The sequence below is a fragment of the Kribbella jiaozuonensis genome (assembly GCF_005233875.1).
Classification (GTDB): domain Bacteria; phylum Actinomycetota; class Actinomycetes; order Propionibacteriales; family Kribbellaceae; genus Kribbella; species Kribbella jiaozuonensis.
Genome location: NZ_SZPZ01000002.1, coordinates 1118538 through 1137676, shown reverse-complemented (window position 1 = coordinate 1137676; position 19139 = coordinate 1118538). Strand labels below are relative to the sequence as shown.

At 67.3% G+C, this 19139-nt stretch carries 17 protein-coding genes; 12 read left to right on the top strand and 5 right to left on the bottom strand.

What is annotated here, in order from left to right; genetic code table 11:
* The 5 genes from FDA38_RS16990 to FDA38_RS16970 are packed head-to-tail and all read left to right on the top strand — an operon-like array spanning position 1 to position 4849.
* On the top strand, positions 1-963 hold the full coding sequence (locus FDA38_RS16990) for a carbohydrate ABC transporter permease (RefSeq protein ID WP_137254983.1): 963 nt from the start codon (positions 1-3) through the stop codon (positions 961-963).
* Entirely contained in the window at positions 960-1781 is an 822-nt protein-coding gene (locus FDA38_RS16985) for a carbohydrate ABC transporter permease (protein WP_137254982.1), read from the top strand. Before FDA38_RS16990 ends, FDA38_RS16985 begins: the two co-directional genes overlap by 4 nt.
* Positions 1782-1800: 19 nt before the next feature.
* Positions 1801-2577, top strand: coding sequence for a VOC family protein (locus FDA38_RS16980; RefSeq protein WP_137254981.1), 777 nt, complete (start codon positions 1801-1803; stop codon positions 2575-2577).
* The gene (locus tag FDA38_RS16975) at positions 2574-3515 is read left to right on the top strand and encodes an aldo/keto reductase (RefSeq protein ID WP_137254980.1); all 942 of its coding nucleotides are present in this window, start codon (positions 2574-2576) and stop codon (positions 3513-3515) included. Before FDA38_RS16980 ends, FDA38_RS16975 begins: the two co-directional genes overlap by 4 nt.
* Positions 3512-4849: a GH1 family beta-glucosidase gene (locus tag FDA38_RS16970; RefSeq protein ID WP_137254979.1), complete on the top strand. Its 1338-nt coding sequence runs from the start codon at positions 3512-3514 to the stop codon at positions 4847-4849. Before FDA38_RS16975 ends, FDA38_RS16970 begins: the two co-directional genes overlap by 4 nt.
* Here FDA38_RS16970 and FDA38_RS16965 read toward each other — a convergent pair.
* On the bottom strand, positions 4846-6066 hold the full coding sequence (locus tag FDA38_RS16965; RefSeq protein ID WP_137254978.1) for an ROK family transcriptional regulator: 1221 nt from the start codon (positions 6064-6066) through the stop codon (positions 4846-4848). The two genes, FDA38_RS16970 and FDA38_RS16965, sit on opposite strands and share 4 nt — an antisense overlap.
* Positions 6067-6158: 92 nt before the next feature.
* Between FDA38_RS16965 and FDA38_RS16960 the strand changes: the two genes are divergently transcribed.
* Entirely contained in the window at positions 6159-7133 is a 975-nt protein-coding gene (locus FDA38_RS16960) for a zinc-binding dehydrogenase (RefSeq protein ID WP_137254977.1), read from the top strand.
* Between the two features lie 3 nt (positions 7134-7136).
* Here the strand turns inward: FDA38_RS16960 and FDA38_RS16955 are convergent, their stop codons facing one another.
* Both FDA38_RS16955 and FDA38_RS16950 read right to left on the bottom strand, forming a co-directional pair.
* The gene (locus FDA38_RS16955) at positions 7137-8234 is read right to left on the bottom strand and encodes a Gfo/Idh/MocA family protein (protein ID WP_137254976.1); all 1098 of its coding nucleotides are present in this window, start codon (positions 8232-8234) and stop codon (positions 7137-7139) included.
* A complete protein-coding gene (locus FDA38_RS16950) occupies positions 8231-10705 on the bottom strand; it encodes a beta-galactosidase (protein WP_137254975.1) in 2475 nt (824 codons plus the stop codon). Before FDA38_RS16950 ends, FDA38_RS16955 begins: the two co-directional genes overlap by 4 nt.
* A gap of 140 nt (positions 10706-10845) precedes the next feature.
* Here FDA38_RS16950 and FDA38_RS16945 point away from each other — a divergent pair, with 140 nt between their 5' ends.
* The 5 genes from FDA38_RS16945 (at position 10846) to FDA38_RS16925 (ending at position 17280) form a co-directional block, all read left to right on the top strand.
* Positions 10846-11841, top strand: coding sequence for a LacI family DNA-binding transcriptional regulator (locus FDA38_RS16945; protein ID WP_137254974.1), 996 nt, complete (start codon positions 10846-10848; stop codon positions 11839-11841).
* 70 nt (positions 11842-11911) lie between these two features.
* On the top strand, positions 11912-13582 hold the full coding sequence (locus FDA38_RS16940; RefSeq protein ID WP_137254973.1) for an ABC transporter substrate-binding protein: 1671 nt from the start codon (positions 11912-11914) through the stop codon (positions 13580-13582).
* 2 nt (positions 13583-13584) lie between these two features.
* Positions 13585-14580 carry an ABC transporter permease gene (locus FDA38_RS16935; protein WP_137254972.1) on the top strand — a complete coding sequence of 332 codons (996 nt, stop codon included), beginning with the start codon at positions 13585-13587 and terminating at the stop codon, positions 14578-14580.
* Positions 14577-15404 (top strand): ABC transporter permease, encoded by an 828-nt coding sequence (locus FDA38_RS16930; RefSeq protein WP_137254971.1) that lies wholly within the window; start codon positions 14577-14579, stop codon positions 15402-15404. Before FDA38_RS16935 ends, FDA38_RS16930 begins: the two co-directional genes overlap by 4 nt.
* A 1-nt stretch (position 15405) precedes the next feature.
* Positions 15406-17280 carry an ABC transporter ATP-binding protein gene (locus FDA38_RS16925; RefSeq protein WP_137254970.1) on the top strand — a complete coding sequence of 625 codons (1875 nt, stop codon included), beginning with the start codon at positions 15406-15408 and terminating at the stop codon, positions 17278-17280.
* Here FDA38_RS16925 and FDA38_RS16920 read toward each other — a convergent pair.
* Positions 17224-18015, bottom strand: coding sequence for a helix-turn-helix transcriptional regulator (locus FDA38_RS16920; protein WP_137254969.1), 792 nt, complete (start codon positions 18013-18015; stop codon positions 17224-17226). The two genes, FDA38_RS16925 and FDA38_RS16920, sit on opposite strands and share 57 nt — an antisense overlap.
* 108 nt (positions 18016-18123) lie before the next feature.
* Here FDA38_RS16920 and FDA38_RS16915 point away from each other — a divergent pair, with 108 nt between their 5' ends.
* Positions 18124-18876, top strand: coding sequence for a phytanoyl-CoA dioxygenase family protein (locus FDA38_RS16915; RefSeq protein WP_137254968.1), 753 nt, complete (start codon positions 18124-18126; stop codon positions 18874-18876).
* 2 nt (positions 18877-18878) lie between these two features.
* Here the strand turns inward: FDA38_RS16915 and FDA38_RS16910 are convergent, their stop codons facing one another.
* Complete coding sequence (locus FDA38_RS16910; protein ID WP_137254967.1) at positions 18879-19127, bottom strand: hypothetical protein; 249 nt, start codon at positions 19125-19127, stop codon at positions 18879-18881.
* Between the last annotated feature and the right edge of the window lie 12 nt (positions 19128-19139).

Here is a 19139-nt window from a genome sequence, read left to right as displayed (position 1 = left end):
ATGGCGACAACGCTCTCCCGGCAAGACGTCGTACGACGATCCGCCGGGCGAACGTCGTACCGGTTCGGGTCGCCGCTGCGGAAGTCGCAACGGCTTGCGGGTTACCTGTTCGTACTGCCGACGTTCGCCTTGTTCCTGGCGTTCGTGCTCTGGCCGATCCTCTACACGGCGTACCTGAGCCTGACCTCGTGGGGCGGGTTCGGGTCGCCGCGGTTCGTGCACTTCGACAACTACAGCCGGATGCTGCACGACCCGGTGGCGCGCCGGGCGCTGATCGTCACGCTGGTGCTGACCGGCGTGACGACCGCGATCCTGACGTTCCTCGGAATGGTCACCGCCGTGCTGGTGAACGTGATCTGGTCGAAGGTCGGCGTCGTCGTCCGGACCATCCTGTTCATCCCGGGCATCGTGTCGTTCGTCGTGTCGGCGGTGCTGTGGAAGCTGATCTACGACCCGAACATCGGCACGCTGAACCGGTTGCTCGGGGCAATCGGTCTGGACAGCCTGCAGCATCCCTGGCTGGCCGACCACAAGACCGTCCTGCCGGCGATCGTCGTGGTGACGGTCTGGGGCGGGCTCGGGTTCAACATGCTGATCTACTTCGCGGGCCTGCAGAGCATCGACCCGAACCTGTACGAAGCCGCGGCGATGGACGGCGCCAACACGGTCCAGCAGTTCCGTCACATCACCGTGCCGAGTCTGCGGATCGTCACCGGGCTGATCGTCAGCCTCGGCCTGCTGAACGGGTTCAAGGCCTTCGACATCATCTTCGTGATGACGGGCGGCGGACCCAACCACGCCAGCGAAGTACTTGGCACGTACCTGTACTCGCTGGCGTTCGGGTCGACGTCCGGCTCGATCCCGCAGCTCGGGTACGCGAGCGCGTTCAGCGTGGTGACGATGGTGCTCTGCACGCTCGCGGTCATCGCACAACTCTGGCTGACGCGGAGGGCGGACCGATGAATCGCTGGCTCGGAAAGTCCTTCGCGACCTTCGTGCTCCTGCCGTTCTGCCTGCTGATGGCGTTCCCGTTCGTGTGGATGCTGCTGACGTCGCTGCGGGAGCAGAACACGATCTTCAACGGGCCGATCATCCCGCGGAAGTTCACCGGCGTCGCCTACAAGGACGCGTGGACGTCGATCGACTTCCCGTTGCATTTCTGGAACAGCGTCTGGATCACCTCGGTCACCGTGATCGGGGTGCTGATCTTCGCGACGCTGAGCGGTTACGCCTTCGCGAAGCTGGACTTCCCGTTCCGGAACACGTTGTTCGTCCTGCTGCTGACCACGCTGATGATGCCGTCAACGGCGTTGATCATCCCGCTGTATCTGGAGCTCAAGTCGCTCGGGCTGCTCGACAGTCAGGCCGGGCTGCTCGTGCTGTACATCTCCGGATCGGCGCCGTTCGCGATGTTCCTGATGCGGGCGTTCTTCCAGACCCTGCCCGACGAGCTGATCGAGGCGGCTCGGGTGGACGGCGGGAGCGAGTTGACGATCTTCCGGCGGGTGATCCTGCCACTGACCCGGCCCGGGATCGCGACCGTGGTGATCTTCCAGTTCCTCTCCACCTGGAACGAGTTCCTGATCGCCAACACGGTCCTGCGCAACACCGACGCACTCCCCCTGCAGCCGGTGCTGTTCACGCTGATGGGCCAGTACTCCACGAACTGGCCGGCCCTCACCGCCGGCCTCACGCTGTCCGTCGTACCGGTCGTGATCGTCTACGTCCGGATGCAGCGGCAGTTCGTCGCCGGGATGATGCTCGGCGCGGTCAAGAACTGACTCCTTCGAAAGAGGTCGTATGCCGATCAAGAACGTCGTGGTCAACTGCACCGATGTCGCCCGCTCGGTCGAGTTCTACACCAGGTTCCTCGAGCTGGAGGTGGTCGGCGAGCCGACCGCACAACGCGCCGTGCTGGACGCCGTCACCGCGACGATCGAGTTACGGGCCGTGGGCAACGGCCGAGAGCAGAGCACGTGGTCGCCGGACGATCTGCAGAAGGGGTTCCGGCACATCGGGTTCAAGGTCGACCGGATCGACGAGCGCGCCGCCGTACTGAAGGACGCCGGGGTCGAGTTCAAGCTCGACCCGCTCGATGCCGAGGGCAACGTCCGGATCTCCTTCTTCTACGACCCGGACGGCACGCTGCTCGAGATGATCCAGGGCGACCTGCAGTACGCCGAGATCCTCGACGCGGACGGGGTCGCGCGCGAGCGGGCGCTCGGCGTACCGGCGCGGCCGCGGTTCGACCATGTCGCGGTGACGATCGAGGACCGGGACGCCACCAGCGCGTACTACGACCGGAACTACGGCTTCTCGTTCATCGGCACGATCGAGCAGCCGCACGACAAGCGCGGCTTCCACATCGGCTACCTGAAAGGCGGCGACACCGTCCTCGAGGTGTTCACGTACGAGGTCGACAAGAGCTCCCGCGCCCCGCAGCTCGACGTCGCCGGTTTCGCGTACGCCGAACTCGTCGGCGACCGGGCGGATCTACCCGCCGAGACCGCCCCGGACGGAACGAAGGTCTACGTCGACAGCGACGGGTTCGCGTTCGCCGTAGGCTCCGAGGCATGACAGAGAACTGGCTGCGGCCCCTGGGTTCCACCGGTCTGACCGTGTCCGCCGTCTGCGCCGGCGGCAGCGGCCTCGGAAGCATGCCCGCGGTGTTCGGGTACGACGTGACCCGACGAGAAGCGATCGACCTGGTACTGCGCGTGTTCGACAGCCCGCTGACCTGGATCGACACCTCGAACGGGTACAGCGACGGCGAGAGCGAACTGCGCATCGGTCTGGCGATCAAGGAGCACGGCGGCCTGCCGGACGGGTTCCTGGTCGCGACCAAGGTCGACGCCCGCGACGGCGACTACTCGGGTGCGCGGGTCCGGGCGAGCGTTGCTGAGAGCAAGGAGCGGCTGGGGCTGGACGAGCTGCCGCTGGTGTACCTGCACGATCCCGAGTTCCACGACTTCGACTCGATGCGGGACGCGGTCGACACCTTGATGCAACTGCGCGCGGACGGAGAGATCGGGCACGTCGGGCTGGCGGGCGGGAACACGCGCGAGCTCTCCCGCTATCTGGATCTCGGTGGGTTCGAGGTGCTGCTTGTGCACAACCGGTGGAGCCTCGTGGATCACTCGGCGCTCGGCATCTTCGAGCGGGCTCGTTCCGAAGACATCGCGGTGGTGAACGCGGCGATCTACGGCGGCGGGATCCTCGCCAATCCCGCGGCCACGACGAAGTACGGGTACCGGGAGGCGCCTGCGGCCGTCCTGGACGCGGTGGCCGAGATGGAGAAGGCCTGCCAGGAGTACGGCCTCGATCTCGCGACCGCGGCGTTGCGGCACTCGGTGGACGAGCCGGGGATCGCGGGCACGGTCGTCGGCATCACCAAGCCGGCCCGGGTCGACGCCTTGCAGGAAGCGCTGGCGGCGGACCTGCCCGACGAGCTACTTAACCGGTTAGGTAGCCTACTTCCGGACAGGCAGTACTGGGTTGAGAAGGAGACGACGTGACGAGCGGATTCACGTGGGGCGCGGCGACCGCGTCGTACCAGGTCGAGGGCGCGGTCTCCACCGACGGGCGCGGCCCGAGTGTCTGGGACACGTTCGCGCACACCCCGGGCAAGATCGCGGACGGCACCAACGGCGACGTGGCCGACGACCATTACCACCGGTTCGGCGAGGACATCCGGATGTTGGCGGACCTCGGGCTGAACGCGTACCGGTTCTCGATCGCGTGGCCGCGGATCGTGCCGGGCGGCTCGGGTGCTGCCAACGCGGCCGGGCTGGACTTCTACCGGCGGCTGGCCGAGGCGTGTCTGGAGAACGGCGTCACGCCGTACGCGACGCTCTATCACTGGGATCTGCCGCAGCCGCTGGAGGACGCCGGCGGGTGGCTGAACCGCGACACGGCCGAGCGCTTCCGTGACTACGCGGTGATCGCGCATGACGGGCTGTCCGACGTCATCAAGAACTGGATGACGCTGAACGAGCCGTGGTGCTCCGCGTTCCTCGGGTACGGGAACGGTGAGCACGCGCCGGGTCGGACGGAGGGCGCTGACGCGCTGAAGGCCGTACACCACCTGCTGCTCGGGCACGGTCTGACGCTCGACGCGATCCGGTCGGAGGGTTCGTCGTACGGGATCGCGCTGAACCCGGCGCCGATCCACGCCGCGACCGACTCCCCCGCCGACCGCGACGCCGCGCGCCGGGTCGACGGACTGCGGAACCGCATGTTCCTCGAGCCGCTGCTGTCGGGGCGCTATCCCTCGGACGTGCTCGAAGACACCGGGATGACTGGGTGGTTCGCTGAGCAGGAGGCGGATCTTCCGGTGATCGCGGCGCCGCTCGACTTCATCGGCGTCAACTACTACTGCCCGACCACGGTCGCCGCGCCGGACGGACCGATCTCGTCGCCGGTCGCGTCGACGCAGCCGGGTAGCGAGAATGTCGTTGCCGTCGACACCGGTCTGCCCCGGACGCAGATGGGCTGGCCGATCCAGGCCACCGGGCTGCGCGACATCCTGGTCACGATCAACAAGCTCGCGCCCGAGCTGCCGTTGTACGTGACGGAGAACGGCGCGGCGTACCCGGACTCGGTCACTGCCGACGGCGCGATCGAGGACGACGAACGCCTCGACTACATCAAGCAGCACATCGCCGTCTGCGAGGACCTGGTCGCCGAGGGCTTCCCGCTCAAGGGGTACTTCGTCTGGTCGCTGATGGACAACTACGAATGGGCGTGGGGCTACAGCCGCCGCTTCGGCATCGTGTACGTCGACTACGCGACCCAGGCTCGCACCGTGAAGAAGAGCGGGCGCTGGCTCAAGGAGCACCTGACCGCTTAGGAGCGGGTGTTCTGGTGCGGCGTTAGTTGTGTGTGGAGAACGAGCGAGGCGGCTCCCAGGGCCGCCGCGCTCGGGCCCAGTTTGGAGAGCTCGACGCGGGTCGGATGCATCGCGCGGACGAAGGACAGGCGGTTGAGTTCCTGGGCCGCCACGCGGACGTAGATGTCGCCGGCCTCGCTGAATCCGGGGCCGGCCAGGATGATCTGGTTGAGGTCGAGCAGGTTGGTGATCGAGAGCAAGGCCTTGGCCAGATAGGTCGCGGACTCCTCGATCAGCTCGACACAGCGCGGGTCTCCGGCGGCGGCCAGGCGGGCGATCTTGGCAAAGTCGGAGCGGGTCGACAGCCGACGGCCGCGGAGGCCGAGCTTGTCCGCCAGCTGCTCATCTTGACCGGCACGTGCAACCACTGCTGCCGGTGCGGCGAGGCTCTCCAGGCAGCCCTGACCGCCGCACCAGCACAGCGGGCCGTTGACGTCGAGCACCATGTGGCCGATCTCGCCGACGTTCGACGACGAGCCGCGGTACACATCGCCGTTGGTCACGAGGCCGAGGCCGAACCCGGCCGCCATGTAGACGGTGGCGAAGTCGTTCACCGACGGGATCTTGCCCGCCCAGAACTCGCCGATCGCCGCGCAGGTCGAGTCGTTCTCCACCACGATCGGGTGGTCGATCGCGTCCTTGAGCGTGTCCCGTACGGCGAAGGGCTCCCACGCGTACTTCTCCGAGTCCGTCCGCAGCAGCCGCGTCCCGCCCCGCCCCTGCCGTCCGGCCAGTGCGACACCGACGCCGACCAGCGTGGACGGCTCGATCTCGGCCTTCACGATCAGGTCCTCGAGCTCGGCCGTGATCCGTCGTACCGCGGTCGCCGGAGCATCCTTGCCGATCCCGCGCGACGACACCTGCTCGATCACCCGGCCGCTCATGTCGGTGACGACGTACGTCGTGCTCGGGGTGTCGACCGCGATCCCGATCGCGTGCCGGGCGCGGGGGTTGAACTGCAGGAGCGTGGCGCGTTTGCCGCCGGTGGGGTCGCCGTACCCGGTCTCGATGATCAGGCCGTCGGCCAGCAGTCGTTTGACCACGCGCGAGATCGACGCACCGGTCAGCCCGGACCGGTCGGCGAGGTCGACGCGGGTGACCGTGCCGCTGGAGCGGATCAGGTCCAGGATCGCGCTGTGGGTCTCCTGCGCGGTCGCACCTCTCAGAATCTTCGCCACGTCACCCTCCCTCGGATCGCACTTTAGTACACAACGTAAGGAAGTGGCAGAGGTTGACCTCAATCATTGTTGAGGTTCTAGCGTTGCTGGGCATGAAGGCGATCAGATTGCATGCGTTCGGTCCGGCGGAGAACCTGGTGTACGAGGACGTGCCGGATCCGGTGCTGTCGGCGGGGATGGTGCTGGTCGAGGTGGAGGCGGCCGGGGTCCATCTCGTCGACACGATGATCCGGGCGGGGTCGACCGGCGGGAGCCCGATCCCGGTGCCGGAGCTGCCGACGATCCCGGGGCGGGAGGTGGCCGGCCGGGTGAGTGCGGTGGCGGCGGACGTTTCGTCGTCGTGGGTCGGCAAGCGGGTCGTGGTGCATCTCGGCATGGTGCCAGGCGGGTATGCCGAACGAGCGGTGGCGAAGGTCGAGTCGCTGTACGAACTTCCCGCGCATGTCGACGCTGCGCAGGCCGTGGCGGCGATCGGTACTGGGCGGACGACGGCCGGGATCCTGTCGCAGGCCCGGCTGACCGCCGACGACGTCGTCCTGGTGACTGCGGCTGCGGGTGGGATCGGCAGCTATCTGGTCCAGGCCGGGAGGAACGTCGGGGCGACCGTTGTCGGGCTAACGGGCGGACCGGCGAAGGTGGAGCTGGTGCGGTCGCTGGGTGCGCAGTACGCGGTCGACTACACCGATCCGGACTGGGCCGCCGGCTTGAAGGCCGAACTGGGCCACCGCGAGGCGAGCGTCCTGCTCGACGGGGTTGGTGGTCCCAACGGCCAGCAGGCGTTCGAGTTGCTCGGGGTCGGCGGCCGCCTGTTCATGTTCGGCTGGTCAGGCGGCGGCCCCATCGAGTTCACCCACACCGACCTCATGTCCCGAGGCCTAACCGCCGGCTGGGCCATCGGCGCCAAACTGTCAACCCAACTCCGCAAACTGGAGTCCACAGCCCTCGAGGAGACAACCTCAGGCCGCTGGAAGGCCCTCACCACAGCCTTCCCTCTGTCCGAGGCATCAGCCGCCCACCAAGCCCTCGAGGACCGCGCGACCACGGGGAAAGTCGTCCTGATCCCTTGAGAGTCAGGAGGAGCGCGGGTCGTGGGTCGGGCGCCCGTCGTCTGTAGCTGCGGGGTTGTACTCCAGGTCGGGGAAGGGGCTGGTTATGTCTACTACTCGGCCTTCGGTGGAGGATTGTTTAGCGGCGAGCATTACCTCTAGGGCGTGGTAGGCGTGTTCCGGGCGGGTGATGGTTGGGGTGCCGGAATCGATGGAGTCGACGAGGTGGCGGAGGCCGTCGGTCCAGGGCCAGTGGGGGGCGCGTTCGGGGATGAGTTCCCAGGAGCCTCGGGGGTTGGACCATTGTTCGAAGCCGTTCGGGGCCCAGTCGTCGCCCAGGAGTTGGAGTACGCCGGTGGCGCCGTACAGCTCGATCGCGGGTGAGCGGTACTGCTGCATGGTGAAACCGGTGGCGATCGAGGCAAACCTCGCCTGGCCGAAGTCGAGGACGATGTGGGCGTTGTCGTCGGCGCGGGCGGGGACTAGTTCGCCGTTGACCTCGCGCTTGGGTACGGCGGTGCCGACCATCGCGGTGACGCGCCGTACCGGGCCGAAGAACCCGCACAAGCTCGTCAGGTTGTAGACGCCGAGGTCGAACAGCGCTCCTCCCCCGGACTCGTAGAACCAACGCCCCCACCACGGCCCGGACCAGCCGTACCGGGCGCGGGCCAGGTGGAGGTCGCCGATCTCGCCGGCGCGGACCCGCCGGTGCATCTCCTGGTACGTCGGGGACAGGACGATGTGCGGCGCACACACGAGCAGCCCCGGCGCCTCCGCGGCCGCGTCGAGCAGCGCACGAGCTTCCTCCAACGAGGTCGACATCGGCTTCTCGACGAGTACGTGCTTGCCGGCTTCGAGAGCCGCCCGGGCGAGCGAGCCGTGCTGGTTCATGCTCGTCAGGACCAGCACGATGTCGAGGTCGTCCACAGCGAGCAGTTCCTCGGGGGCGCCGTACGACGTGTTGATGCCGAACCGCTCCGCCGCAGTCGACCGTTTCGCGGGATCCGGGTCGTAGCCGGCGGTGAGGCGGACGCGACCTTCCTGCTCGAGTTTGGTGATCAGGCTCGCGTACGGACCGGAGAAGACGCTGCCGAGACCTAGTACGCCGATGGTCAGTGTCATGAGAGCCTCACAGTCAAACGGTCGGTGGTCGCGCCGGCGGGCCAGGAGATGAGCCAGCCCTGCTCGTCGCGAGCGGCGGTCACGTCGCCATCCACGGCGACTTCCCGGGTGGTTTCGATCCGCGCGCTGCCGCCGGCTGACGAGCGGCGCAGGAGCACGGTCGAGCCGTCACCGCGGCCGTCCAGCTCGGCGGTCGACCAGCGCAGGATCGCGTCGTCGAGGCGTACGTCGAACGGCAGCACAAGCCCCTCGCGGGCGCCGAGGCCGAGCTCCAGCACCACGTCGCCCACTGTCAGCGTGAACGTCTGCGCAACCGGCGCCACGTTGATCAGATGCACCAACCGCTGCCCGTCCGCATCAGCCGTGCTGGTGACGACCAACCCAGGCGTGTTGCCCTCAGCAACAATCTGCCGCTGCACGCCAACCCGCTCGAACACCTGCCGCCAGAAGCCGAGATGACACGGGTAGTCGCACGCCATCACAACTACCCGCCCACCCGCGCTGCGCTCCGGCGCGCCGGCTGCGGCAGCGTCCGCGGCGCCGGTCGCGACAGCGACCGGCGCACCGGTGGCGACATCGACCGCCAGGATCTCGGCGTCCGGTGCCACCAGGTGCTCCAGCATTCCGACGCGGACCTCGGGCTGAGGCCCGGCCCAGGCGGTGGCTCGTACCGACGGGAAGTAGTGCGGCGTCCCCTGGACCGTGTCGTCGACCTTCACGCCGAGTTCGTCGGCCAGCACCGTGCACGGCGTACCGTCATCGTCCGCAACCGGCACCCGGCCGTGCAACAGCAGCCGCCCACCACCCCGGACAAAGGCGGCCAGCCGCTCCTGGATCGCTCGGCCAAGCACCGGCGGCGTCGCCAGCGCGACCACCGGACCAGCCGGGTCCAACGCAGCACCGGCCGAGGTCGGCGCACCGGACATATCGACCGCCCGGAAGGAATACCCGCCCAGCAGCAGAGCACGAGCGAGGATGTCGCGCGGTCCCATCCCCCGATACCGCTCCAGCTCGCCGACCTGATCCCGGCGTACCGACGCCGACGGATGGCAGTACTCCGTCAGGTAGTGATCAGGCACGTAGCCCAGAACGACGTCGTCGTACTCCTCGTCCATCCCCGCCAGCAAATGCTCCGCGCCCCGCACAGCACGCACAGCCGAGGCGGTCCCGGCGTACGTCGTACTCAGCCGCCCCTCCGGATCAACCGGCGCCGCGAACCCGTGCCGCTCACCGGTGAACGCGATCCGATCGTTGCCGTCGCCAACAGGCGTATCGAGCGGCGGATTGTGGCCACCGGCAAACAAGTAGTAGTTGACCAACCGATTGCCCTGAGCAACGCACAACCGAGTCTTCAACTCGGCAGTCTCCGGCGAAGTCAGCGAGCTCAGATCCTCGCCGTAGTCCCCCGTCCCCGCCTCGAACTCCAGCGACGTGATCGGCTGGTCGGCATCGTGGACGGCGGCCATGAACGCGTTCATCACATACAGATCAGGCACCTTCTCGACCGTGAGCTCGCCGATGTAGTGATCGGATCCCGAGGTCATCTGCGGCACCCCGGCATACGACTTGGACAACTGACTGATCCCGATCGGGAAATGCCGCCCGCGCCCGGCATACGTCCCATGCAGGTTGACCAGGAACGGTACGTCGTCAACCCCGTGCGCGATCGCGACATCCCGCAACCGCAGCAGGTACCGCGCATACCGGTCCCGGTGATGCGCCCCGAGATCATGGTGCAACGCAAGCTGCTGCGCCACCGTCCCATCGAGGGTCCCGCCTGCGCGCCACTGCGACGCCCAGCCCGCCGGATCATCCGGGTCAGCGCCGTACCGCGAGATGCTGCCCTCACGGCCCCAGGTCTGGAACGCCCACACAGCCAGGTCAGCGAGCGTGCGATCGGTCAGCTCCGGGGTGTTCGTGACCCACGAGAGCATCCCGACCTCGTTGTCCAGCTGCACCGCAGCAATCGGTCCGCCGTTGGAAACAAGGCGTTCCGCCAGCACCGGCATGATCGCGCCGTACCAACGCTCAGCCTCACCCAAATATCCGGGCGACAAGTAGTCCAGGGTCGCCGACGAGGCCGGCTTCCCGTCCCACCCCAGCGGCACCGCGTCCGGATGCTCGCGATAGATCCGGAACGGCAGCCCTTCGTTCTTCAACTCAGCCATCACGAACGGCCCCGGCCGCGCGATCACCAATAGATCCCGCTCCGCGGCGAGCTCCAGAAAGCCGACCAGATCGCGATACTCACTCGACTCGCCGGTGAGATCGAACCCGTCAGCCGTCTCATGCACAAGCCATGGCATATAACTCGCCACCGCGTCACACCCAGCGGCCACGAGCTTGTCGAGCCGGTCGGCCCAGTCCTCGCGGTGCAGCCGGAAGTAGTGCACTTCGCCGGCCATCAGGATCCTCGGTACGCCGTCCACCAGGAGCCGGCGTCGTTCCAGCCGTATCGATCGGGCCGTCATCACAAGCACATCCTCACAGGCACGTCCTCACCAGGGGTCGGTCGCCGCGCCGCGAGCTGTTGCCTCTGCGGCACGGTCGTGGTTATGGTCGTGAAACCGGTCTCATGAAACCGGTTTCAACCGTAACGGGAGTTCAGCCGATGGGCAACAGCCGTGTCACCCTCCGCCGGGTCGCCGAGATGGCCGGCGTCTCGCCCGCGACCGTGTCGCGGGTGTCGCGGGGCACGGTGCCGGTCTCCCCCGAGCTCCGCGAGCGCGTGCTACGGGTGATCGAGGAGCACGGCTACAAGCCCAGCCACTTCGGCCGCGCCCTCGCCGAGCGCCGCCACGGCGCACTGGGCCTGGTATTTCCCGGCTTGTCCGGTCCGTACTTCTCCGAGCTGATCCAGGGTTTCGAAGCCGAAGCACTCGAGACCGGCGACAGCGTGCTCGTACTCGCGTCCCACTCGCGTGCCGACACCGACGCGACAGTGCTCGACCTGGCCGACCGCGTCGACGGTATGGCGATCCACGGCGGCACAGTCTCGGCCGAGACGATCGCCAAGGTCGCGGCCCAGATCCCGGTGGTGGTGATGGCCAGCGAGGCCGGGCCGGCGCAGGCGTCGGTCAGTGTTGCCAATGACAACATGAAGGCGCTGACTCGGCACCTCCTGATCGACCACGGCTACCGCCGCCTCGCCTTCGTCGGTACGCCGGACGGCTCGCCCGACGTGACCGCGCGCTGGCAGGCGTTCCTCGCGGCACACAAGTCCGCGCGCCGCAAACCGCCGTCCGAACCGATCCGCGTCGGCCTGCAGCAGTCCGACGGCGCGATCGCGGCGGAACAGTTGCTTGATGCAACAGATCGGCCGGACGCCGTGGTCTGCGCGAACGACGAGACCGCGCTCGGCCTGCTGCTGAGCGCCCTCGGCCGCGGGCTGCGGGTCCCGCAGGACATCGCGATCACCGGCTTCGACGACATGCCGATGGCTGCCCTCGCCAGGCCCGCGCTGACGACTGTCCGGCAGCCGATCCGCGAACTGGCCGCAACCACTGCCCGGCTGCTGGCCGATCCACTCGCCGAGCCGGCCGGCGACATCATCCTGCCGACCGAACTGGTACTGCGCGCGTCGTGCGGCTGCGGGGGTGAACGCTGACCCTGCCGCACCGAGGGGATACGGGGATCGAAAGGGGGGACCGCCACACACCCTTTATGGAGGATCCCGGATGACCGTACGACCATGGGGCAAGACACTCGTCGTATTGGCGGCGAGCACGGCACTACTGCTGACCGGATGTACCGGCACCGAAGGACAGCAGAAGTCATCCACCGACACCGGCATGATCGACTTCCTGAACTACGGCGACTTCGGCGGCGGCACCACACCGAAGGCCAACTACAACCCCTACCTCGACGCCACCAAGCTCAGCGCGGCCGACTACATCTACGAGAGCCTGATGTACGTCGAGACCTACAGCTGCAAGGCGATCCCCTGGCTCGCAACGTCGTACCAGTGGTCCGATCCGAAGACGCTGGTCTACACGATCCGCAGCGGGGTGAAGTGGAACGACGGGCAGCCGTTCACGGCGAAGGACGTCGAGTTCACGTTCAACATGCTGAAGAAGTTCGACGTACTCGATACGCAGGGTGTGTGGACGTTCCTCTCGTCGGTCAAGGCGACCGGCGACGACAAGGTGACGTTCACGTTCAAGCAGCCAGGTGCGTCGGCGTTCACGCAGGTGAGCGGCGTGAAGATCGTGCCGGAGCATGTCTGGTCGAAGGTTGCCGACCCGACCACGTTCGTGAACGCGACCGCCCCGGTGGGCACGGGTCCGATGAAGCTGAAGTCGTTCAACCCGCGCCAGCTCGTGGTCGAGCGCAACCCGGACTACTGGCAGGCCGACAAGATCAAGGTCAACGAGCTCCGGTTCAACAAGGCCGACGCCGGCGGGCAGGTCGAGCAGCTGAAGCTGAGCCGCGGCGAGTACGACACCAACGCGATGTTCGTGCAGGACATCAAGAAGGCGTACGTCGACCGCGACCCGAAGCACCACCACTACTGGTACGCGCCTGGTGGCGTCATCAGTGTGTACATGAACCTGACCAAGGCCCCGTTCAACGACGTCGCGTTCCGCAAGGCGCTGACGACGGCGTTCGACGACAAGCAGGTCATCGACAAGGCACAGCTCGGGTACGTGACGCAGGCCAGCCAGAGCGGCCTCGTCGTACCAGGTCAGAAGGATTGGCTGCCGCAGGGTCTCGCGGACGACGGGCGGATCGGGTACGACGCCGCCGCGGCCGACAAGGCGCTGACCGACGCCGGCTACACCAAGGACAGCAAGGGCCGCCGGCTCGGCAAGGACGGCAAGCCGATCGCGTTCAGCTTCAAGGTGCCTGGCTCGTACGTCGACTGGGTCGCCGCCGCGGACATCCTGATCAAGAACCTCGAGGCGCTCGGCATCGACGTACGGAAGGACACGCCGACGCCGGACGCGAACAACCAGGACCGGGCGACCGGCAACTACGACATGACGTTCGGCGTCTTCGGTGGCGGGTGCAACATGTACGCGAACTTCGCCGATCCGCTCAACAGCGCGCGGACCGCACCGATCGGCAAGAAGGCGGCCAGCAACGAGATCCGCTGGCAGGACCCGAAGACCGACGAACTGCTGCAGACGCTGCAGGTCTCGCCGGACGAGAAGGCCCAGAAGGAGGCCGTCGCCGGACTCGTCGACATCATGATGAACCAGGTGCCGACGATCCCGATCTGGTACGGCGCGAAGTGGTTCCAGTACGATACGACCAAGGCGGAGGGCTGGCCGAACGCGGACGACCCGTATGCCGACGGCGGTAACGGGCAGGTCGTGCTGACCCACCTGGTCCCGGCCGGGAGCTGACGATGCTGTACTTCCTCCGGCGGACCGGCTTCTTCGTGGCCACGTTGTGGGCTGCGGTGACGCTGAACTTCCTGATCCCCCGGCTGCAGCCGGGGGATCCCGCCCAGGCGTTGCTGTCGCGGCTCCAGGGCAACACCCAGGCGGTCAACCCGGTGCAGCTCGCCGCGATCCGCAAGATGCTCGGCACCCAGGACGGGAACCTGCTGTCGCAGTACTGGGACTATCTCGGTGCCGTGGTTCACGGGCAGTTCGGCGTCTCGTACTCGTACTACCCGTACTCCGTGACCGCGATGATCGCGACCGCGTTGCCGTGGACGTTGATCCTGGTCGGCGTCACCCAGATCGCGTCGTTCGCGATCGGCACGCTGCTCGGTGCGTGGGCGGCGTACCGGCGTAATTCGCGGGTCGACTCGGTGATCACGCTCGGCTCGACGTTCGTCGGCACGCTGCCGTTCTTCTGGATCGCGCTGGTGCTGATCTTCGTCTTCGCGATCACGCTGAACTGGTTCCCGGACGGCGGCGGGTACGGCGGGGGCAGCAGCCCGAGCTGGACCTGGTTGTTCTTCTCGGACGCATTCCAGCACAGCGTGCTGCCGGCGTTGGCGTTGCTGATCACCGGGCCGGTCGGCTGGATCATCGGCATGCGCAACAACATGGTGCAGACGCTGGGCGAGGACTACGCCCGGCTGGCCCGGGCGAAGGGTCTGCCGCGGCGGCGGATCGCGCTGACGTACGGCGCCCGGATCGCGATCCTGCCCAACGTCACCGGGTTCGCGATCGCGCTCGGCGGGCTGCTGGGCGGGACCGTGCTGGTCGAGACGATCTTCAACTATCCCGGGCTCGGCCGCTTGCTGCTGGAAGCCGTGTCGAACAAGGACTATCCGCTGATGCAGGCGCTGTTCCTGTTCACCACGATCGGCGTACTGATCGCGAACTTCCTCGCCGACGTGACATACGGGTTCCTCGATCCGCGGGTCCGACGGGCGGAGGCGCCATGACGATCCTCTGGCGGAACAGCAAGTGTCGCGCGGGCATGATCATGCTCGCCGCGTTCATCCTGATCGCGGTGTTCGCTCCGGTGATCGCGCCGTACGGTCCGCGGGTCTCGGACTTCGCGGCATCGGCAGGTCCGTCAGGCGCGCACTGGTTGGGTACCACGGCGCGTGGCGAGGACGTGTTCTCGCAGCTCGTGTACGGCGCTCGTACGTCGCTCATCGTCGGGCTGGTGGCCGGCGTACTGAGCACGTTGATCGCGATGGCCGTCGGACTCACCGCCGGCTACTTGCGGGGTGTGGTGGATGAGGTGCTGTCGTTCTTCATCAACCTCGGGCTCGTGGTGCCGGTGCTGCCGTTGATGGTCGTGCTGGCCGGGTACGCGCCGGTGAAGGGCCTCGGCCTGATCATCGTCGTGATCACCGTGACCGGCTGGGCGTACGGCGCCCGGATCAAGCGCGCGCAGATCATCACGCTGCGGACCCGGGACTACATCACGGCGGCCAAGTTCGCCGGCGACAGTACGGCGCGCATCATCGCGTTCGAGATCGTGCCGAACATGATCTCGCTGATCGTGGTCGGATTCATGGGCGCGGCGCTCGGCGCGATCGGCGCAGAGGCCGGGCTGGCGTTCCTCGGGCTCGGTGATCCGCAGACGGTCAGCTGGGGAACGATGCTCAACCAGGCCAGCCTCGGCGGCGCGTTGACCACCGGGCAGTGGGCCTGGCTGGTGGCGCCCGGGTTGGTGCTGGCGCTGCTGATCACGTCGTTCACGTTGATGAACTTCGGGATCGATGCCTTGAGCAACCCACATCTGAGGGAGGACTGACATGGCGTTGCTCGAGGTTCGGGACCTGAGCGTCACCTACAGCCCGCGCGACTCGGCCGCCGTCCGGGCCGTCGACGGGGTCAGCTTCGAGGTGCACGACGGCGAGTTCGTCGGGCTGCTCGGCGAGTCCGGGTGCGGCAAGTCGACGCTCGGCAACGCAGTACTGCGGTTGCTGGACAAGCCGGCCGCGATCACCGGCGGGACGATCACGTTCGACGGGCGGGACATCACGTCGACGAGCGAGGACGACCTGCGGTCGATGCGCTGGGTCGATCTGTCCACGGTGTTCCAGTCGAGCATGAACTCGCTGAACCCGGTGATCACCATCCGGCGGCAGTTCGCCGACACGTTCGACGCCCATGGCAACGGCGTGGACGTGGATGCGCGCGCGGGCGAGCTGCTCGAGATGGTGTCGTTGGATCGATCCGTGCTGGGCCGATTCCCGCACGAGCTGTCGGGCGGGATGAAGCAGCGGGTGGCGCTCGCGTTGGCGTTGGCGCTCGAGCCGAGGTTCGTGCTGCTGGACGAGCCGACGACGGGGCTGGATGTCGTCGTACAGCGGGACATCCTCGACCGGTTGCGGGTGCTGCAGGCTCGGCTCGGGTTCGCCGTACTGTTCATCAGCCACGACCTCGGCACGGTGATGGAGCTGGCCGACCGGGTGATGGTGATGTACGCCGGGGAGATCGTCGAGGACCAGCCGGCCGCGGAGATGGTGTCGCGCCACCTGCATCCGTACAGCGCCGGCCTGCTCGGGTCGTACGCCGATCCGCGCGACGAGATCGTCGAGGTCGAGTTCATCCCGGGCCGGCCGCCGGACCTGTCGCAGTCGCACGCCGGCTGCCTCTTCCAGCCGCGTTGCCCGGTCGCCGTGGACAAGTGCCGGACCGTGCATCCCGATCTGCTGCCCGCGGGGCGTGGTCAGGTCCGGTGCATCCTCGTCGAGGAGTCCTCAGGCGGCCGGGCAGCGCTCGACAACCTGGCCGCGCTACGGGACCAGGTGTTCGCGGCCGGCCCGTCCGAGCTGGCCGATGTCGAGCCGGTGCTCGTCGTGGACGGCGTCAGCAAGGTCTACCGGACCAGGCGCGGGTTGAACACCACCGTGACCACGGCCGTCGATGATGTGTCGTTCGGGCTGCGGCCGGGACAGGTCACGGCGCTGGTCGGGCAGAGTGGTTCGGGTAAGACGACGATCGCGCGGATGCTGACCGGGGTGGAGCGTCCTTCCGGTGGCTCGATCTGGTTCGGGGATACGCCGGTGGATCGGTTGCGACGGCGGGCGCTACGGAAGTACCGGCGACATGTGCAGCTGGTGTTCCAGGATCCGTTCTCGGCGCTCAATCCGACGCGGACGGTGGCGTATGCGTTGTCCCGGCCATTGCGGAATCATCTCGGGTTGAGTGGGGCTGAGGCGCGGGTGCGGGCGGGCGAGCTGCTCGAGACGGTCGGGCTGTCGCCGGCAGCGCAGTACCTGGACAAGTTGCCGCATCAGCTGTCCGGCGGGCAGCGTCAGCGGGTGGTGATCGCGCGGGCGCTGGCTCCGGAGCCTGAGGTGGTGATCGCGGACGAGCCGATCTCGATGCTGGACGTGTCGATCCGTGCGGAGATCATCGCGTTGCTCGACCAGTTGGTCCGCGACCGCGGGATCGCCATGTTGTACATCACCCACGACCTGCTCAGTGCGCGGTTGCTGGCCGACGAGGTGATGGTGCTCAACGAGGGCGTGATGGTGGAACGCGGTCCGACGCTGCAGGTCATTGGTGAGGCCAAGGATCCGTACACCCGCAAGCTGCTGGCAGCGATCCCCCGCCCCGGTGCCTCAGGTACGCCGGTAGTCGCGCGGGGAGACACCGAAATGCGAGCGGAATCGGCGTGACAGGTGGAACTCGTCGGCGAATCCGAGTGTTCGGGCGATCTCGCGGTGGGTGAGGTCGGTCAGACGTAGCAGCGTGGCCGCCGCCTGCAACCGGCGTACGTTCCGGAAGGCGGCGGGCGTCAGACCGACCTGCTTGGCGAATCTGCGGCGGAAGGTGTCGTAGCTGAGGCCCGACTCGGCGGCGATCGCGGCGAGGGCCGTGCTCGCGGTGAGGTCGTCGGCGAGGCGGGTCATGGCGTCCACAATCTCCATGCTGACGTCCTCCGGTGTGGTGTCCTCGACGTCGACGAGCCAGTCGGCCAGGGCCAGCAGTTGGTGTTCGGCGGCGCGGCGGGTTTTCGGTGGAGCCCGGAGTACGGTGCGGAGCGCTTCGATCGAGGGTTGCGGGACCGGGTAGCGCGGGCCGGCGCCGGTCAGGTGCGGGAGCGCGTCGAAGAGCGGGCCGGCGAAGACGACGAACACCTCGGTCCAGCGCTCCCCCGGGTCGGTGTGATACGTGTGCGGGAAGCCTGGTGGGACCAGCGTGTGCGCGCCGCCGGTGATCCGTTCGGCGCGACCGTCGGCGTCGCGATAGTTGCCCTCGCCATCGATCAGCACCGACAGCACGTAGCCGTCCATCACCCGGAGCTCGGCCGACATGATCGGTTCGGAGTCGACCACCTCGCCGGCCAGCACCAGCTGACCGAGTCTCGTCACCGGGCCTTCGGCGATCGTGACGATCGTGCGCTCGGTCATGTCAGGTACGGTAGCGCGCCAAAATGTTCATGTCCGGGTCGCGGGGAGACATTCTTTGACCTTCGTTGTCGTCCTAGCGTTTCTGGTAAGCCGATCGAGAGGACTTCCATGAACGACCTGGTCACCCCGGAGCATCTTGCCCAGTTCCGCGACGAGGGGTACTTCGTGCTGGACCGCGTGCTCACCGACGAACAGCTCGAGCTGCTGCGCGGCGGGGCGCAGTACTCGATCGACAAACTCGACGCCGCGATGGACGAGGCGGGCACCGACTCGCTCGGGATCAACCACCGGGGGAAGCGGTACTTCAGCAGCATGATCTACCAGGACCGGCCGGAGCTGCGGCAGTTCCTGTTCAGCGACACGATGGCGGAGATCTGCCAGAAGACGCTCGGCGATGACGCATGGCTGTTCTGGGAGCAGTACGTGATCAAGGCCGGCGACCCGAACACGGCCTTCGCGTGGCACCAGGATTCCGGCTATGTGCACGAGGACCACGCGCCGTACCTCACCTGCTGGATCCCACTCGACGACGTCACCGAGGAGAACGGCTCCGTCTACCTACTCCCCTACTCACGGTCCGGCATCAGGTCCTACATCAAGCACATCCAAGACCCCGAACTCAACGACATGGTCTGCTACTTCGGCACCGACCCCGGCATCCCGATGACCGCGGCCGCCGGCTCCATCGTCGTCTTCTCCAGCGTCGTCATCCACCGCAGCGGCCCCAACCAAACCGACAAACACCGCCGCGTCTACCTGGCCCAATACTCCAAAGAAATAATCCCCTCCAGAGACGGCACCACCACCCACGGCTCCTTCGACCCCTTCCTCAAATCCGGCCAAAACATCGCCGACCGCTGAGATCACCCGAGGTACTCCGAGACCCACCCCCACTCCCCCTCCGCCTTGTCAGCCAGTCGGGTGAGGCCGACCTCCAAGCACCTCCTGAGCGAGGCCTCCTCCGCGCGAACAAACCCATCACCAAGCGGAGGCCCCGACAACAGCAAGGTCCACGGCCGCCCACCCTCCGCAAACCGCTCGTGATCGATCTTCACCATCGCGGAAACCCCACCCGCCGCCAACCGCGTCCACAACTCCTCGATGTCACTCATCGAAGAAGATCG

Coding starts and splice junctions, on each gene's coding strand:
- FDA38_RS16990 (WP_137254983.1), top strand. CDS start 1: ATGGCGACAACGCTCTCCCGGCAAGACGTCGTACGACGATCCGCCGGG.
- FDA38_RS16985 (WP_137254982.1), top strand. CDS start 960: ATGAATCGCTGGCTCGGAAAGTCCTTCGCGACCTTCGTGCTCCTGCCG.
- FDA38_RS16980 (WP_137254981.1), top strand. CDS start 1,801: ATGCCGATCAAGAACGTCGTGGTCAACTGCACCGATGTCGCCCGCTCG.
- FDA38_RS16975 (WP_137254980.1), top strand. CDS start 2,574: ATGACAGAGAACTGGCTGCGGCCCCTGGGTTCCACCGGTCTGACCGTG.
- FDA38_RS16960 (WP_137254977.1), top strand. CDS start 6,159: ATGAAGGCGATCAGATTGCATGCGTTCGGTCCGGCGGAGAACCTGGTG.
- FDA38_RS16955 (WP_137254976.1), bottom strand. CDS start 8,234: ATGACACTGACCATCGGCGTACTAGGTCTCGGCAGCGTCTTCTCCGGT.
- FDA38_RS16950 (WP_137254975.1), bottom strand. CDS start 10,705: ATGACGGCCCGATCGATACGGCTGGAACGACGCCGGCTCCTGGTGGAC.
- FDA38_RS16945 (WP_137254974.1), top strand. CDS start 10,846: ATGGGCAACAGCCGTGTCACCCTCCGCCGGGTCGCCGAGATGGCCGGC.
- FDA38_RS16940 (WP_137254973.1), top strand. CDS start 11,912: ATGACCGTACGACCATGGGGCAAGACACTCGTCGTATTGGCGGCGAGC.
- FDA38_RS16935 (WP_137254972.1), top strand. CDS start 13,585: ATGCTGTACTTCCTCCGGCGGACCGGCTTCTTCGTGGCCACGTTGTGG.
- FDA38_RS16930 (WP_137254971.1), top strand. CDS start 14,577: ATGACGATCCTCTGGCGGAACAGCAAGTGTCGCGCGGGCATGATCATG.
- FDA38_RS16925 (WP_137254970.1), top strand. CDS start 15,406: ATGGCGTTGCTCGAGGTTCGGGACCTGAGCGTCACCTACAGCCCGCGC.
- FDA38_RS16920 (WP_137254969.1), bottom strand. CDS start 18,015: ATGACCGAGCGCACGATCGTCACGATCGCCGAAGGCCCGGTGACGAGA.
- FDA38_RS16915 (WP_137254968.1), top strand. CDS start 18,124: ATGAACGACCTGGTCACCCCGGAGCATCTTGCCCAGTTCCGCGACGAG.
- FDA38_RS16910 (WP_137254967.1), bottom strand. CDS start 19,127: ATGAGTGACATCGAGGAGTTGTGGACGCGGTTGGCGGCGGGTGGGGTT.